At 70.7% G+C, this 15790-nt stretch carries 15 protein-coding genes; 6 read left to right on the top strand and 9 right to left on the bottom strand.

What is annotated here, in order from left to right; translation table 11 throughout:
- Positions 1-16: 16 nt before the first annotated feature.
- Complete coding sequence (locus tag AN215_RS21065; RefSeq protein ID WP_070008820.1) at positions 17-1381, top strand: carboxylate--amine ligase; 1365 nt, start codon at positions 17-19, stop codon at positions 1379-1381.
- On the top strand, positions 1366-2670 hold the full coding sequence (locus AN215_RS21060; protein WP_070008819.1) for an NAD(P)-binding domain-containing protein: 1305 nt from the start codon (positions 1366-1368) through the stop codon (positions 2668-2670). Before AN215_RS21065 ends, AN215_RS21060 begins: the two co-directional genes overlap by 16 nt.
- Before the next feature lie 8 nt (positions 2671-2678).
- On the opposite strand, the gene AN215_RS21055 is transcribed toward AN215_RS21060, so the two are convergent.
- The 3 genes from AN215_RS21055 to AN215_RS21045 all read right to left on the bottom strand — a co-directional run bounded on the left by AN215_RS21055 (position 2679) and on the right by AN215_RS21045 (position 5160).
- Positions 2679-3362, bottom strand: coding sequence for a UdgX family uracil-DNA binding protein (locus AN215_RS21055; RefSeq protein WP_070008818.1), 684 nt, complete (start codon positions 3360-3362; stop codon positions 2679-2681).
- A gap of 27 nt (positions 3363-3389) precedes the next feature.
- A complete protein-coding gene (mqnE, locus tag AN215_RS21050; protein WP_070008817.1) occupies positions 3390-4556 on the bottom strand; it encodes an aminofutalosine synthase MqnE in 1167 nt (388 codons plus the stop codon).
- A gap of 148 nt (positions 4557-4704) precedes the next feature.
- The gene (locus AN215_RS21045; protein WP_070008816.1) at positions 4705-5160 is read right to left on the bottom strand and encodes an Lrp/AsnC family transcriptional regulator; all 456 of its coding nucleotides are present in this window, start codon (positions 5158-5160) and stop codon (positions 4705-4707) included.
- 205 nt (positions 5161-5365) lie between these two features.
- Here AN215_RS21045 and AN215_RS21040 point away from each other — a divergent pair, with 205 nt between their 5' ends.
- The 3 genes from AN215_RS21040 to AN215_RS21030 all read left to right on the top strand — a co-directional run bounded on the left by AN215_RS21040 (position 5366) and on the right by AN215_RS21030 (position 8118).
- A complete protein-coding gene (locus AN215_RS21040; RefSeq protein ID WP_070008815.1) occupies positions 5366-6064 on the top strand; it encodes a UbiX family flavin prenyltransferase in 699 nt (232 codons plus the stop codon).
- Positions 6065-6125: 61 nt separating this feature from the next.
- Positions 6126-7379, top strand: coding sequence for a hypothetical protein (locus tag AN215_RS21035; protein WP_245694622.1), 1254 nt, complete (start codon positions 6126-6128; stop codon positions 7377-7379).
- Between the two features lie 103 nt (positions 7380-7482).
- The gene (locus AN215_RS21030) at positions 7483-8118 is read left to right on the top strand and encodes a rhomboid family intramembrane serine protease (protein ID WP_079123296.1); all 636 of its coding nucleotides are present in this window, start codon (positions 7483-7485) and stop codon (positions 8116-8118) included.
- A 45-nt stretch (positions 8119-8163) separates the two neighbouring features.
- Here the strand turns inward: AN215_RS21030 and mqnP are convergent, their stop codons facing one another.
- Together mqnP and AN215_RS21020 are read right to left on the bottom strand one after the other, a co-directional pair.
- Positions 8164-9099: a menaquinone biosynthesis prenyltransferase MqnP gene (gene mqnP, locus AN215_RS21025; protein ID WP_070008814.1), complete on the bottom strand. Its 936-nt coding sequence runs from the start codon at positions 9097-9099 to the stop codon at positions 8164-8166.
- The gene (locus tag AN215_RS21020; RefSeq protein WP_070008813.1) at positions 9096-10547 is read right to left on the bottom strand and encodes a menaquinone biosynthesis decarboxylase; all 1452 of its coding nucleotides are present in this window, start codon (positions 10545-10547) and stop codon (positions 9096-9098) included. The genes mqnP and AN215_RS21020 overlap by 4 nt, the downstream gene beginning before the upstream one ends.
- Positions 10548-10701: 154 nt before the next feature.
- Here AN215_RS21020 and AN215_RS30480 point away from each other — a divergent pair, with 154 nt between their 5' ends.
- Positions 10702-11226, top strand: coding sequence for a PLD nuclease N-terminal domain-containing protein (locus AN215_RS30480; protein WP_079123295.1), 525 nt, complete (start codon positions 10702-10704; stop codon positions 11224-11226).
- Positions 11227-11267: 41 nt separating this feature from the next.
- Here the strand turns inward: AN215_RS30480 and ccsB are convergent, their stop codons facing one another.
- Genes ccsB through AN215_RS20995 form a run of 4 tightly spaced genes read right to left on the bottom strand, consistent with a single transcriptional unit; the run spans position 11268 to position 15729 of the window.
- Positions 11268-12431 (bottom strand): c-type cytochrome biogenesis protein CcsB, encoded by a 1164-nt coding sequence (gene ccsB, locus AN215_RS21010; protein ID WP_070008812.1) that lies wholly within the window; start codon positions 12429-12431, stop codon positions 11268-11270.
- The gene (resB, locus tag AN215_RS21005) at positions 12428-14305 is read right to left on the bottom strand and encodes a cytochrome c biogenesis protein ResB (RefSeq protein ID WP_079123294.1); all 1878 of its coding nucleotides are present in this window, start codon (positions 14303-14305) and stop codon (positions 12428-12430) included. Before resB ends, ccsB begins: the two co-directional genes overlap by 4 nt.
- Position 14306: 1 nt before the next feature.
- Positions 14307-15119: a cytochrome c biogenesis CcdA family protein gene (locus tag AN215_RS21000; RefSeq protein WP_070008811.1), complete on the bottom strand. Its 813-nt coding sequence runs from the start codon at positions 15117-15119 to the stop codon at positions 14307-14309.
- A 7-nt stretch (positions 15120-15126) separates the two neighbouring features.
- A complete protein-coding gene (locus tag AN215_RS20995; protein WP_070008810.1) occupies positions 15127-15729 on the bottom strand; it encodes a TlpA family protein disulfide reductase in 603 nt (200 codons plus the stop codon).
- Positions 15730-15790: the final 61 nt, after the last annotated feature.

The following is a 15790-nucleotide window of genomic DNA, read 5'->3' as shown; positions in this document are numbered from 1 at the left end:
ACGCAAGGACATGCCCATGCCGTCGTTCGACACGGAAGTCCCCGTCCTTTTGCTCCGTCTCGATCCCAATCCGTTCCACCACGGATCGCTGGGAGCCATCAGGTCTCTCGGACGTACGGGGATCGAAGTGCACGTGGCGCAAGCGGCATCGGGGCCGGTGGACCGCTCCCGGTTCGTGCACCGGGTGCATCCGCTGCCGCCGGAGCCGGTTTCGGACGCGGATCTCGGACGTGCTCTGTGCCGCGTGTCGGAGGCCATCGGCAGACCGGCCGTACTCATCGCACTGGACGACCGCGGCGCGATCGCCGTGGCAGCGCTCTCCGAGCGTCTGCGGGGCCGCTTCCTCCTCCCGGACGCCGCACCCGGCCTGCCGGCCCGCGTCGCGGACAAGGCCGAACTCGCCGGTCTGTGCAGGGCCACCGGCATCGGGCATCCCGTCACGGTGACGCCGGGAAGTGCCGCCGAGGCGGCACGTGAGGCGTCGCTGCTGGGGCCGCCGGTGGTCGCGAAATGGAGCAGGCCGTGGCTGCTGCCGAAGGGCCTGCGCAGCACCACGCTCCTACGGACCGCCGCCGACGCCGGCGAGTTGTACGAGCGCGGCACCGGCACCGGCAACCGGCTGCTGCTGCAGAAGCGGCTGGCCGGCGGCCGCGGAACTGACTGGTTCTTCCACGGTTACGCAGCAGGCGACGGAGGCTTCCTCGTGGGCGGCTCTGGACGCAAGGACCGCTCCTGGCCCCCGCGTACGGGCCTGACGGCGGTCGGCACATGGGCCGCCAACCGTGAGGTGGAGAAGGCGGCCGCACGGCTCGCGGCGCATGTCGGCTACCGCGGCATCCTCGACCTCGACTTCCGGCTCGACCCCGCCACCGGCACGTACCACCTGCTCGACTTCAACCCGCGGCCCGGCGCGCAGTTCCGGCTGTTCACGGACGACGCCGGGCTGGACGTCGTACGCGCGCAGCATCTGCATCTGACAGGGCGTCCGGTGCCCGCGCAGAGCGGCGGTCCGGGGCGGGTCTTCGTCGCCGAGAACTACGCCCTGCTGTCGGCGCTGTTCACAGGGCCTTCCGGCGCAGGCGGGCGGCGCCGGGAGCGGGTGCACGCCCGTGGCCCTGGTGTGGGCACGGGGCGGCGGGCGCGCGGCGCCCGGACCGTCGAGCGTGCCTGGTTCGCGGCCGACGACCCCCGGCCGTTCTTCGCCATGACCGGCGCCTGGTTCGTCCGCGGCGCATCCAAGACCTGGCTGCGTGTCAGACCCGCAAGGGCAGCACTGCCGGCCTCCGCGCCGGAGCTGCGGTCCGCACCGCATTCCCGCACCACCCGTGATGAGCGATCAGTGAAAGATCAGAGAGAAGGAAACGCATGTACGACCTCGTAGTGGTGGGCGCAGGCCCCTACGGCCTCTCCATCGCCTCGCACGCCGCGGCCGCCGGACTCAACCTGCGCGTACTGGGACGTCCCATGGCCTCGTGGCGGGACCACATGCCCAAGGGCATGTACCTCAAGTCCGAGCCGTGGTCCTCCAATCTCTCCGACCCGGCCGGCACGCACACCCTGGCCGCCTACTGCTCCGCGCGCGGCATCACCGTGGAGCACGGACGGCCGCTGCCGATCGGCACGTTCACCGACTACGGCCAGTGGTTCGGCCGGCGTGCCGCGCCGGAGGCGGACGAGCAGACGGTGACCTCCGTCGTCCCGTGCGCACGCGGCTTCCGCGTCGAGACGGCCGAGGGCGAAGTGCTCGTGACCCGCACGGTGGCCGTCGCCGTCGGCGTCATGCCCTTCGTGCACAAGCCCGGCCCGCTGCGGAAGCTGCCCGCCGGGCTCGTCTCGCACAGCAGCCACCACCGCGAGCTGAGCCGCTTCAGGAACAAGGACGTGACGGTGGTCGGGGCCGGCCAGGCCGCGCTGGAGACCGCTGCGCTGCTCGCCGAGGAGGGCGCACACGTACGGGTCGTCGCCCGCGCCGACCGCATCAACTGGAACTCGCCGCCCAAGCCCCTCCAGCGCTCTCTGCTCAAGGCGCTGCGCGACCCGCACTGCGGTCTCGGCACCGGCTGGCCGAGCTGGGTCTACTCCGAACTCCCGTGGGCGGTGCGGAAGCTGCCCGCGGGGCTGCGCACCCACATCGCGCGCACGGCCCTCGGCCCGGCCGGTGCCTGGTGGCTGCGCGACCGCTTCGAGTTCGCCGTGCCGGTGCTGCTCAGCAGCCGTCTCAGCGCGGCGGAGCAGGTGGGTGAGCAGGTGCGGCTGCAGCTGGAGTCCACCGACGGCGTCGTACGCACCGTCGAGACCGACCACGTCGTCGCCGCGACCGGCTTCACCCCGCGGCTGGCCCGGCTCCCGATGCTGGACGAGTCGGTACGCAGCATCCTGCACCGGGTCGGCACCAGCGACGCACCCGAGCTCAACGCCCGGTTCGAGTCCTCGCACCCCGGGCTCTTCTTCGCCGGGCTGCTGGCCACGCCCTCGTTCGGCCCGTCGATGCGCTTCGTGTACGGGGCCACGTTCGCCGCGCACCGCGTCGTACAGGGCGTGCAGCGGCGGCTGGCGGAGCCGCGGCTGGCGACGGTGCCGCACGCCGCCCGCGCCCGTACCGTCGAACAGCACCGCATCGACGCCCAGTTGACGAAGCCGGGCCCCGGGAAGGCGGCCGCGCGGCGCTGAGCCCGCGGTCAGGAAGCACGCAGCGCGCCGGCGGCCACCAGCAGATCGGAGACGAGGCCCTCACGTACGGCCTCCCGGTCCTGGTCGTCGGCGCGCAGCACGGCGGACGGATGGACCGTCGCCACGACACGTTCGTTCCGGCCGTGCACGTCCTGCTCGATCAGGGCGCCGCGCTCCTGGGTCACACGGAACGAGGAGCCGAACAGCGCCTTCCCGGCGGTCGCGCCGAGCACCACGATCACCTCCGGTGCGATCAGGGCAAGCTCGGCGGCGAGCCAGGGGCCGCATGCTCTCAGCTCACGGAGGTTCGGCGGCTTGTGGATGCGCCGCTTGCCGCGCCCGCCCGAGGCGTACCCGAACTTGAAGTGCTTGACCGCGTTGGTCACGTACGACTGCGCCGGGTCGATGCCCGCCTCCTGAAGGGCCCCGTCGAGGACCCGGCCCGCGGGCCCGACGAAGGGCTGACCCCGCCTGTCCTCCTGGTCACCCGGCTGCTCGCCGAGGAGCAGCACCCGCGCGCCCGGGTCGCCCTCGCCGAAGACGGTCCGCGTGGCGTCCCGGTGAAGGGGACAGCCCCGGCAGTGCGCGGCCGCTTCACGCAGCGCGCGCAGACCCGCCTTGCCCCTGCCCGCCCCGGTGGGCAGGAAGGGCTCGGCGGTGTAGGCGTCCTCGGGGCGGGTGCGGGCGGCCATGCGCCCGCGGGTACCCGGGCGCGGGAGTCAGATGCGCATGGGCTGCGGCGACTCGCGGCGCTCCGGGTCCGGCCCGTCGTACTCGCGGATGACCTCGTAGCGGGTGTTGCGCTCGACGGGCTGGAAGCCGGCGTCGCGGATGAGGTCGAGCAGGTCCTCGCGGGTGAGCTTGTCGGGGGTGCCGTAGTTGTCCGCGTCGTGCGTGATCTTGTACTCGACGACGGAGCCGTCCATGTCGTCCGCGCCGTGCTGCAGCGCGAGCTGGGCGGTCTGGACGCCGTGCATGACCCAGAAGACCTTCACGTGCGGCACGTTGTCGAAGAGCAGCCGCGAGACCGCGAAGGTCTTCAGCGCCTCCGCGCCCGAGGCCATCGTGGTGCGCGCCTGGAGGCGGTTGCGGACCTTGCCGTCCTGCATGTCGACGAAGTCGTGCTGGTAGCGCAGCGGGATGAAGACCTTGAACCCGCCCGTCTCGTCCTGCAGTTCACGCAGCCGCAGCACGTGGTCGACACGGTGACGGCGCTCCTCGATGTGCCCGTACAGCATCGTGCTCGGGGTCTTGAGGCCCTTCTGGTGGGCGAGGCGGTGGATGCGCGACCAGTCCTCCCAGTGGGTGTCGTGGTCGACGATGTGCTGCCTGACCTCCCAGTCGAAGATCTCGGCGCCGCCGCCCGTCAGCGACTCCAGGCCGGACTCGATGAGGACGTCGAGGATCTCGCTCGCGTCCATCCCGGAGATCTTCTCGAAGTGCTGGATCTCGGTGGCGGTGAAGGCCTTCAGCGAGACCGTGTCGGGCAGCGCCTCCTTCAGCGCGCTGAGCGACCTCGGGTAGTAGCGCCAAGGCAGCGTCGGGTGGAGGCCGTTGACGATGTGCAGCTCCGTGAGGTTCTCGCCCTCCATCGCCTTGGCGAGCTTCACGGCCTCCTCGATGCGCATCGTGTACGCGTCCTTCTCGCCGGGCTTGCGCTGGAAGGAGCAGTACGCGCAGGAGGCGGTGCACACGTTCGTCATGTTGAGGTGGCGGTTGATGTTGAAGTGAACGACGTCGCCGTTCTTGCGCGTTCGCACCTCGTGGGCGAGGCCGCCGAGCCATGCGAGGTCGTCGCAGTCGTACAGGGCGATGCCGTCCTCGCGCGTCAGCCGTTCACCTGCGCGGACCTTCTCCTCCAGCTCGCGCTTGAGCCCAGAGTCCATGCGTCGCCCTCCTAGGATTTCTGCTTCGAAGCGCCTTTTTGAGCGTACTCCCCGCTCCCGGTGACCGAGGGACCGGCCGTCCGGCGGGGGCACGGGGCGTGGCCGCGGCGCCCGGGTACGTGGCGCGCGCGTCCGCCCCCGATATGCGTCACGCCTCCTGCGGGAGTTCGGTGACCCGGTTCTCCCACTTGGTGGAGAGCACGACCGTCGTACGCGTACGGGAGACGCCCTTGGTGCCCGACAGCCGGCGGATGAGCGTCTCCAGCGCGTCCACGTCCGAGGCGCGGGCCTTGAGCATGAACGAGTCGTCGCCGGCGATGAACCAGCAGTCCTCGACCTCGCTCAGCTCGCGCAGCCGCGCCGCCACGTCCTCGTGGTCGGTGGCGTCGGTGAGCTGGATGCCGATGAGGGCCGTGACGCCCAGGCCCAGCGAGGGCGCGTCGACCGTCGCGCGGTAGCCGGTGATCACCCCGGCGGTCTCCAGGCGGTTGATGCGGTCGGTGACGCTCGGCCCGGAGAGGCCCACGAGCCGGCCCAACTCGGCGTAGGAGGCCCTGCCGTTCTCCCGCAGCGCCTGAATGAGCTGCCTGTCCACCGCGTCCATGGGTTCTGGTGCCTCCGTTGCCGGCTGTCGGGGTCGCCCCGCGCACGGCAGGGGAACCTTGGGCTCCGCGAAATCTCCGGTAACGAATCTAAGGCATGGGGACAGCTCACCCTCAGACACCTCTCCTCAAGGCTCCTCAAAGCTCCTCAAGGCCCTTTCCCTCGCCCGTGAAGGCGCCGCCGGAGGCACGCGTAGGCTCGGTGACGTGACCGCCAGGACCGGAACCAGCCCGCCCCGAAGGCCGTGGATCGTAGGCGTCTCCGGCGCTTCGGGCACCCCGTACGCCGCCTCCGTGCTGCGTGCGCTGCTGCACGCCGGGGAGCCCGTGGACCTCGTCGTGAGCCGTGCCGCCCGGCTGACGATCCTCGACGAGACGGGGCATCCCTTCCGCGACGCACACGCACAGGACGATCTGCGCCGCTGGCTCTCCTTCGGCGCCGACGGCACGGCGGACGCGTTCGACCCGGACGTCTCGGCCGTACGCCACTGGTCCGCCGGGGACCTCGCCGCGGGGCCGTCCTCCGGCTCGTATCCGGCACAGGGGATGATCGTCGTACCGGCGAGCACCGCGTGCGTGGCCGGTGTCGCGCTCGGCCTGTCGAAGGATCTGCTGCAGCGGGCCGCATCCGTGACGCTCAAGGAACGGCGGCCGCTCGTCGTGGCCGTACGGGAGACCCCGCTGCACGGGCAGACGCTCAGGCACCTCGTGACGCTGGACGACGCGGGCGCGGTGGTGCTGCCCGCTTCGCCGGCCTTCTATGCGGGCGGCAGTACCGCGCAGCATCTCGTCGACTTCGTAGCGGGCCGTGCGCTGGACGCGGCAGGCGTGCCGCACAAGCTGTACCGGCGCTGGGAGGGCGAGTTGGGGGGACGGGCCGCCGGCGAGCAGAGCGACGGGGCGTGAGACCGCCCGGCTCGGTACACCGACTGGCGTCGCGGGGGCGTTGTGCGATTGAGTCGGGGGCATGCAGCTCTTCCGTCCGCCTTCGGGACAGTTCTTCCGTCCGCGGCCCGCGCGGTCCCGGTCGGGGTCCCGTGCGCCGGTCCGCGCCGTCGCCTTCCTGAGCTGTGCGGCCCTGGTCGCCGGCTCCGTGGCCGCGTGCAGTTCGGCGGAGCGCCTCACGACCGGCATGAAGGTGCGCAACGCCGTCGTGAAGCTCGGCGACCAGTCCGCCTCCACCGTCATCGCCTCCGTGGACGCCTCACCCGGCCAGGCCCGTGAGTTCCTCACGCAGGCGCGGGGAGGCGGGAAGAAGCACCGGGCCTCGAAGCAGGACGCGCGCCGCCTCGCGGGTGCCGAGCTGACCGTGTCGGCCGGCACTGGTGACGAGGAGGAGGAGACGCCGCTGAAGGAGATGCCGGCGTCGGAGGCCGCGAATGTGGCGGCCGCGCTGAACTTCGGCGGCAAGGACGTCGCGGCGGTCAAGTCGGTCGACGACAAGCTGTATCTGCGCGTCAGCCTGCGGTCGCTGGTCAAGCAGGCCGAGGGTTCGCAGGACGCCCGCAAGAAGGCGTCGGAGATCGTCGAACTCGCCGACGACCTCCCGGCCACGCTGAGGCCGGCCAGCGACGTCCTCAAGGGCGAGTGGGTGCGGGCCGACCCGGACGCCTTCGACGACTTCGCGCGTGCGGCCGAGACCCTGGCGGAGCGGCAGAAGGAAGAGGACAAAGAGGAGAAGAAGAACAAGGGCGGCAAGAAGGGCGGAGACGGCGGCGGGAAGGCCGCGGATCCCGCTGAACCTGCCCTCCCGGCGGAGCTGAGCCGGGAGATCCGGGACGCCGTCACCATCGGTTCGGCCCTCGAAGGTCAGCCGCAGCGCGAGTTCCTCAGCGAGGTACAGGACCTGCTACGCGAGCACGCCGAGTTCGACGCGAGGGACGAGCGCGGCGGCGCGGAGCGCGTACGGATGACGCTGCCCGGCAAGGAGGCGGCGAAGGACCTGGTCGCCGCACTGCGGCCGCTCGGCGCGGAGGTCGACCCCGACCGGGTGCCCGACGGGGACATCGCGGCCGACCTGTCGATCCGGCGCGGGCAGCTCACGTCGCTCACCCTCGACCTCGGCCAGTTCACGCGGGGCGACGCCCGGCTGCCGCTGCGCCTGGAATTCAGCGGGGGCGACGCCGTCGCCGTCACCGCGCCCTCCGGCACCGAGAAGATCCAGCCGCAGGACCTGATGGCCGCCTGGATGTACGGCGCCCTGGGCACGGAGAAGTTCTGACGCCATCCTTGAGATCCTGGAGTGCGGAACTCCGCGTGCCTTCTGCCACGTTCTCAAGGTCACAGGCATCGGCTCCGCTCACCGACTCTCAGGGGGAGACTCGATGGCGTACGGATCAGGCTCCGGCACCAACAGCACGAACAGCGACAGGTCACCGCGGCGCGCGAGCGCCTGGCCCGCCGCCAAGCTGATCCTGCTCTGGACGGCGCTGCTGTGGGTGCTGGAGTTCTTCGACCAGGCGACGAACAACTCGCTCGACACCTTCGGCATCGTCCCCCGCAAGCAGGACGAGCTGGTCGACGTGATCCCCGCGGCGTTCATGCACTTCGGCTTCGGCCACCTCATCGCGAACACGCTGCCGCTGCTCGTCCTCGGCTTTCTCGCGGCGCTGCGCGGCACCGGGCGCTTCCTGGCCGTCGCGCTCACCATCATCCTGGTCAGCGGCCTGGGCGTATGGATCGTCGCACCGGACGGCAGCAACACGGCGGGCGCTTCCGGGCTGATCTTCGGGCTCTTCGGCTATCTGCTCGTGCGCGGCTTCGTGGACAAGCGCATCACGGATGTGGCGCTCGGCGGAGTCGTCGCGGTGTTCTACGGCTCGATCCTCTGGGGCGTGCTGCCGACGGAGAGCGGCATCTCCTGGCAGGGCCACCTCTTCGGACTGATCGGCGGCGTCATGGCCGCGTTCATGACCTCGACCGCCCGTACGGCGGGAGGCGGCAAGCCTGCCTGGCACTGACTGAGCCTTGCCGCCGGCCCGGCCCCGGGGCCGGGCCCGCCCCGGTCAGGAGCCGGACACGCTCAGCCCCCGCACCGCCAGGTCCAGCAGCGCGCAGACGAAGAGCGCGATGCCGATGAAACCGTTGACCGTGAAGAAGGCCCGGTTGAGCCGGGACAGATCGCCGGGCTTCACGATCGAGTGCTCGTAGACGAAGGCGGCGGCCACGATCAGCAGCCCCAGCCAGAAGAAGGCCCCCGCCCCGGTGAGCAGGCCGAACCACGCCAGCAGCGCCACCGTGACGACGTGGCTGCCGCGTGCCCCGTACAGCGCCGCCGCGATGCCGAACCTCGCGGGCACGGAGCGCACCCCGTGCGCGCGGTCGGCCGCGACGTCCTGGCAGCCGAAGATCAGGTCGAAGCCGCCGATCCACACGCCGACCGCCAGCCCCAGCACCACCGCCTCCCACGACCAGCTGCCGGTCACCGCGATCCAGGCCCCGATGGGACCGATGGCCTGCGCGATGCCGAGGATGGCGTGCGGGAAGTCCGTGAAGCGCTTCCCGTACGGGTAGACCACCATCGGCACCACGGCGACCGGGGCGAGCGCGAGACAGAGCGGGTTGAGCAGGGCGCACGCCCCGAGGAAGACGGCGACCGCGACCAGCGCCCCCGCCCACGCCGAACGTACGGAGAGCGCACCGGTGACGAGTTCGCGCCCGGCGGTGCGGGGATTGCGGGCGTCGATCTCGCGGTCGATGATCCGGTTCGCGGCCATGGCGAAGGTGCGCATCCCGACCATCGCGACGGTGACGAGCAGCAGTTCCCGCCACCGCACCTCGCCGCTCACCTCGAACATCGCCGTGAGCGCGGCGATGTAGGCGAACGGCAGCGCGAACACGGAGTGTTCGATCATCACCAGTCGGAGGAACGCCCGTACGCCGCCTCGTGGCCGGGGCACGTCGGCCCGCGCCTCGCCGGTGGCCGCGGCGTCGCCGCTCACAGGCCGTACTCCTTCCAGCGTTCCGTGACGAGCCGCGCGACCTCGGGGTCGGACTCGATCGCGTGCGGCCAGCCGCCGTCTCGCGTGTAGCCCTCCTCCGGCAGCTTCGTGGTGGCGTCGACGCCCGCCTTTCCGCCCCAGAACTGCTGGTACGAGGCGTGGTCGAGGTGGTCGACCGGCCCTTCGACGACCGTGAGGTCACGGGAGTAGTCGACGTTGCCCAGGGCCCGCCACGCCACCTCGTGCATGTTGCGTACGTCGCACTCGGCGTCGACCACGACGATCAGCTTCTCCAGCGAGAGCATGTGCGCGCCCCAGATCGCGTGCATGACCTTCTGGGCGTGCTTCGGGTACTTCTTGTCGATCGAGACGATCATGCAGTTGTGGAAGCCGCCGGCCTCGGGCAGGTGGTAGTCCACGATGTCCGGCACGATGATCTTCAGCAGCGGCAGGAAAAAGCGCTCGGTGGCCCGTCCCAGCGGGCCGTCCTCCGTCGGCGGCCGGCCCACCACGATCGACTGGAAGACGGGCCGTTTGCGCATCGTCACGCAGTCGATCGTCAGCGCGGGGAAGTCCTCCTGCGGGGTGTAGAAGCCGGTGTGGTCGCCGAACGGGCCCTCCGGCAGCGTCTTGCCGGGCTCCAGCCGGCCCTCCAGCACGACTTCGGCGTTGGCGGGCACCTGGAGCGGCACGGTCTTGCAGTCGGTCATCTCGACCCGCTTGCCCTGCGTGAATCCCGCGAAGAGGTACTCGTCGATGTCGCCCGGCAGCGGAGCCGTCGAGGCGTACGTCACAGCGGGCGGGCAGCCGAAGGCGATCGCGACGGGCAGGCTCTCCCCGCGCCGCGCGGCCACCTGGTAGTGGTTCCGGCTGTCCTTGTGGATCTGCCAGTGCATCCCGATGGTGCGCCGGTCGTGCCGCTGGAGGCGGTAGAGGCCGAGGTTGCGCACGCCCGTCTCGGGGTGCTTGGTGTGCGTCAGACCGAGGTTGAAGAAGGAGCCGCCGTCCTCGGGCCAGGTGAACAGCGCGGGCAGCGCCTCCAGGTCGACGTCGTCGCCGCGCAGCACCACTTCCTGTACGGGCGCGTCCTTCACCTTCTTCGGCGGCACGTGGGCCATCGCGCCGAGCTTGCCGAAGGCCTCCCGCATCCCGACGAATCCCTGCGGCAGTTCGGGCTTGAGGAGCCCGCCGATCTTCTCGCTGATCTCGTCGTACGACTCCAGGCCGAGGGCCTTCAGCAGGCGGCGGTCCGTGCCGAAGACGTTCATGGCCAGCGGGAGGGAGGAGCCCTTCACGTTCTCGAACAGCAGCGCCGGGCCACCTGACTTCTGCACCCGGTCGACGATCTCCCCGATCTCGAGGTACGGATCCACCTCCGCCTTGATCCGCTTCAGGTCCCGGTCGCGCTCCAGCGCCCGCAGCAGCGAGCGGAGATCGTCGTAAGCCATGCGACCCAGTATCCGGCATGGGTCCGCGCGCTTCACGGGCCGCCCCCGGGGCCTTCCGGACACCGTTACGCTTGCTACGTACGCAACGACGACACCGCACCAACCGCACTTCCGGCCCGCCGTGCCGAGTCAGCTCGCCTAGGGGGCGTCCCGCATGCTCAGGTATCTGCCGTTCATTCTCGTCCTGGCGGTGTGGATCTACGCCTTCATCGACTGCCTCAACACACCTGAGCAGGAAGTACGGAAGCTGCCGAAGGTGGTGTGGGTGATCATCATCCTGCTCTTCGGGCAGGTGCTGCTGGGCCCCATCGCCTGGTTCGCGGTCGGACGGCCCCGTAAGAACGCCCCGTACGGTGCCACGCGTCCCGACGAGCGGCGCTGGGTCGCGCCGGACGACAACCCGGAATTCCTCAAGTCCATCAACGACGCGAAGTCCCGCGGCCCGGGCGACGACGAGGAGCCGGACGACGACCAGCCCGGCAAGGGCGGCACGACCACCGCCGACGGCGGTACGGCCACCGGCCCCGGCCCCGGCATCGACGAGGCGAAGCCCGGCCCGCCGGAACCGCGCCCCGGAGCCGAACCGCAGGAGGCCGAACTGCGCCGCCGCGAGGAGGAGTCGAGGCGGCGTGACGACGGTGCGGGCGGCGGCGCGGACGAGACGCCGCCGAAGGGCTAGCCGAAGGGTCAGCTGCGGGGCCGGGCGGGTCCCGCGGCTTCCTAGACGCCGGCGTACGAGTGCTTGCCGTTGAAGATCATGTTGACGCCGTAGTAGTTGAACAGGAAGCACGCGAAGGCGATCAGCGCCAGGTAGGCGGCCTTGCGTCCCTTCCAGCCCGCGGTGGCCCGCGCGTGGAGATAGCAGGCGTAGGCGACCCACGTGATGAACGACCAGACCTCCTTGGGGTCCCAGCCCCAGTAGCGTCCCCAGGCGTCGCCTGCCCAGATGGCTCCCGCGACGATGGTGAAGGTCCAGAAGGGGAAGACCGCGGCGTTGATCCGGTAGGCGAACTTGTCGAGCGAGGCGGAAGAAGGCAGCCGCTCCAGCACCGACGTGGCGAAGCCCCCGGGTGTTCCGCCGGCCAGCAGCTTGGTCTCGTACCGGTCGCGGAAGAGGTAGAGCGCCGTCGAGACGAATCCCAGGTAGAAGAGCGCGCCGCAGACGATGGCCAGCGAGACGTGGATCCACAGCCAGTACGACTGCAGCGCGGGGACGAGCTGGTCGCTCTCGGTGTACAGGACCGTCACGGCGAGGCCGAGGTCCAGCAGCACGGTCGTCACCAGGGGCAGACCGATCCAGCGGACGTTCTTCTTCGCGGCGAGGAAACCGAGATAGGCAGCGACGGCGACCATCGAGAAGGCGGTCGAGAACTCGTACATGTTGCCCCAGGGGGCGCGCTGCACCGACAGCGAGCGGGCGAGAACGCCGGAGGCGTGCAGCAGGAACGCGAGGGTCGTGAGCGAGACCGCGATCCGGCCGTACAGATCGCCCTGTTCGTCGCCGGCGGCCGCGCCGGGGCCGTCGGGCAGTTCGCCGCGGCGGCCCGCGGAGGAGCGGACGACGACCTTGGGACGCGGACGCTCCAGCACCGACGTCGTGCCGCCCGCGGCGGACTTGGCGGCGGCGCTCTTGTCCGTACGGGCGGAGGCGGCCCCGGCGGAGGCGGCCTCCGCGGACGCGTCCTCGGCCGGGACGGCTCCGGCGCCCCGCTCCTTGCCCGGGCTGAGCGCGGCAGCGGTTCGGGCCACCTTGCTGCGGCTGCCGAAGACCCATTCGGCGATGTGCGCGACGAAGGCGAAGGCGTAGACGGCCATGGCCGAATAGATCAGGTAGTTGCTGATCTCGGCGAGACTCTCGTTCGTTCCGGCGGCGGCGATGTTCACTTGCGTTCTCCTCGCGGCGAGGTTCCGGCGCTGTCCTCGTCCTTGTCGTCGTTCCCGTGCTCGTCGTCGTTACCGTGCTCGTGCTCGGACCTGTACTCGGGCTCGTCCTCGCCCTCGTCATGCACGGGCGGGGCCTCCGACTGCATGGCGTACGCCAGGTCGCCCAGCTCCTCGGGGAGCCGGGCCGACTCGCTGCGACCCAGTCCGGCCATCTCCACGACCGTGCGGCCGTCCGCTCCCGCGACGGCGCGCACCCACACCCGCCGCCGCTGGATGAACAGCGAACCGGCGAGGCCGCCGATCGCGGCGATCGCGCCGCCGAGTGCCCAGCCGTTGCCGACTTCGTGCACGACCTGGAACTGCGCCCACGGCCGCACGCCTTCGAACTTCAGCTCGCCTCTGCCGTCCGGCAGCTTCAGCGTCTCCCCCGGCAGGATCTTCTTCGCCAGAGGAGAGCCGTCCGGCTTCTTGAACTGCTTCATCCGGCTGGTGTCCAGCTGGTAGACGCTCTTCGGCTCGCCGTATTCGAGGCCGAGGTCGCCGTGGTACGCGGTGAGGAAGAGCACCGGGTACTTCAGGGACGGCGACTGCGAGAACATCGTGCCCGCCCCCGAGCCGCCGAAGGTCGGTACGAAGAAGCCCTGGAAGCCGAGTTGGTCCTTGCGGCCCTTCGCATCCCGGTAGTCGGTGACGTTGACGACGCCGGACGAGGTGAGATTGCCGTCCTGCGGGAGGAACGGGACGGGGCCGCGGTGGGCCGTGTTGCCCTCGCCGTCCGTCACGGTGACGACCGGCGCGTAGCCGTTGCCGTTCAGGAAGACCTTGGAGTCACCGATCTCCAGCGGGTGGTTGACCCTGATCGAGTCCCGCTTCTCCGTGCCGTCGGCGCCCTGCCAGTACGAGATGCCGGCGCGGAACTCGCGTGCCGTCCCCTTCTCCGGGCCGGACTCCTCGTACGTGGCGTGGAAGTCCTCCAGCGTGAAGCCGAACGCGTCGAGCTCGTCCGGATCGAAGAGGGAGCCGGACTTGAAGTCGTCGTACTGGGTGAGGGTGTTGGAGAAGCCGTGGCCCTTGACGACCAGCTTGCCGCCCTCGGACTTCCACAACTGCCCGGCGGCGAAGGCAAGCAGCAGCACGATCAGCGCGATGTGGAAGACGAGGTTGCCCGCCTCGCGCAGATAGCCCTTCTCCGAGGCCACCGAGTCGCCCTCGGAGTCCACGCGGAAGCGCCGTCCGCGCAGCAGTCCGCGGGCACCGTCCAGCACGTCCCCGGGAGCGGCTTCGGTGCGCCACGTCGTGTAGGCGGGCATCCGGTCCAGGCGGCGCGGGGCGCGGGGCGGCCTGCTGCGCAGCTGGCCCACGAACTGCCAGGTGCGCGGCACGATGCAGCCGGCGAGGGAGACGAAGAGCAGGATGTAGATCGCCGAGAACCACACCGACGTGTAGACGTCGAAGAGCTGCAACTTGTCGTAGACGGGCGAGAGCACGTCGTGCTTCTTGCGGAACTCCTCGACCCTGATGCTGTCGACGTTGCTCTGCGGGATCACCGAACCGGGGATCGCCGCGAGGGAGAGCAGGAAGAGCAGGATCAGCGCGACCCGCATCGACGTGAGCTGCCGCCAGAACCAGCGGGCCCAGCCGACGACGCCGATGGAGGGGACGTTGAGCCGTTCCTCGCCGGGTGCGGTGGAGAGCGAGGAGAGCTGGGACTCGGCCTCCCGCGCCAGCCGCGTCTCCTCGGCCGTCCCTTCGGGAGCGCCCTCGGGGGTCCCCTCGGGGGTTCCGTCGGGGGTTCCGTCCGGGGCCGTGCCGTCGGCCGGCCGGGCGCCGCCGCCGGTCTTGCCGGTCTCCGTGCCGGTGTCGGTCGTACGCATCTCAGATTCCCACGGTGTAGTCGGACGACCAGACTTGAAGGTCGTAGACGATCCGGTCCCAGACCCCGGTGACGAGCAGGATGCCGACCGCGACCAGCATCACGCCGCCCGTCCGCATCACCCACGCATAGTGCCGCTTCACCCAGCCGAAGGCGCCGAGTGTGCGCCGGAAGGCGACGGCCGCGACGACGAACGGGAGGCCGAGACCCAGGCAGTACGCAACCGTCAGCAGCGCGCCGCGCCCCGCGCTGGCCTCGCTGAAGGCGAGCGTCTGCACGGCCGCGAGCGTCGGACCGATGCAAGGGGTCCAGCCGATGCCGAACAGCACGCCGAGCATGGGCGCGCCCGCGAGCCCGACCGACGGCCGCCGCTGTATGCGCAGCTCGCGCGAGGTGAGACGCGACAGCGGGCCCAGCGCGCCCATGAACGCCAGCCCCAGCAGGATCGTCAGCGCCCCGAGCACCTTCGAGATGACCGACCGGTGCTCCTGCAGCGTCGCGCCGAAACCGCCGAACAGGGCGCCGCCGGAGACGAAGACGGCGGTGAAGCCGAGCACGAACAGCGCTGCGCCCAGCAACATCCGGCCGCGCCTGGCCTGCGCGAGGTCCGTGCCGCTGACGCCGGTGACGTAGCTCAGATAGCCCGGCACGAGCGGCAGTACGCACGGGGAGAAGAAGGAGACCAGACCGCCGAGCACCGCCACGGGCAGGGCCAGCAGCAGGGCGCCGCTGAGAACCGTGTGGTTCACCTCCCCGGGACCCGCCGCGAGGGCCGTCCCGGCGGCGGAGGCCGCGGCAGTGGCGAGCACGCTCATGCCGGGGTCACTTCTCCGCCGTCAACGGGTCGAGCGCCGAGCGCAGTTCCTTCTCGCTGAGCTCCTTCAGGGCCCGTACGGCGATCTTCCCCTCACGGTCGAGGATGAGCGTGGACGGAATGGCCTGCGGGGACAGAGTGCCCTTGGGGAAGCGGAGGATGAGCTTTCCGCTCGGGTCGTAGAAGCTCGGGTAGCCGACGTCGTAGTTCCGCTCGAAGGCCTTGGCGTTGGCGCGGTCGAGATCGCGGGTGTTGATCCCGACGAACTGCACGCCCTTGCCCTCGGTCTCGTCGGCGACCTTGGCGAGGTTCGGGGCCTCCGCGCGGCACGGCGCGCACCAGGAGCCCCAGACGTTGAGGACGACGACCTTGCCCTTGTAGTCGGAGAGATCCAGCGGCTTCCCGTCGACACCCTTGCCCGAGATGTCCGGAGCCTTCTGCCGCTCGCCGCTCTTCACCTTGGTGATCTTCCCGGTGCCCTGGACGAACTTGGCGTCCCCGGACGACGAACCGGTCTCGTCGCCCGAGCACCCGGCAAGCACCGACGCGCCCGCCGCGAGCGCGGCGATCAGCAGTGCGGGGCGGTACCGGAGGGCACGGGTCTGACTCATGTGAAAAGTTTCGCATGGGCTCCGGGCCGATCTTCCACGCCCCCCTTGTGCCGTTGCGTAC

Origin of the sequence: Streptomyces abyssalis, assembly GCF_001751365.1 — a bacterium.
Classification (GTDB): Bacteria; Actinomycetota; Actinomycetes; order Streptomycetales; family Streptomycetaceae; genus Streptomyces; species Streptomyces abyssalis.
Note: the sequence above shows the minus strand (reverse complement) of the source record. Positions and strands in the feature narration are given on the sequence as shown.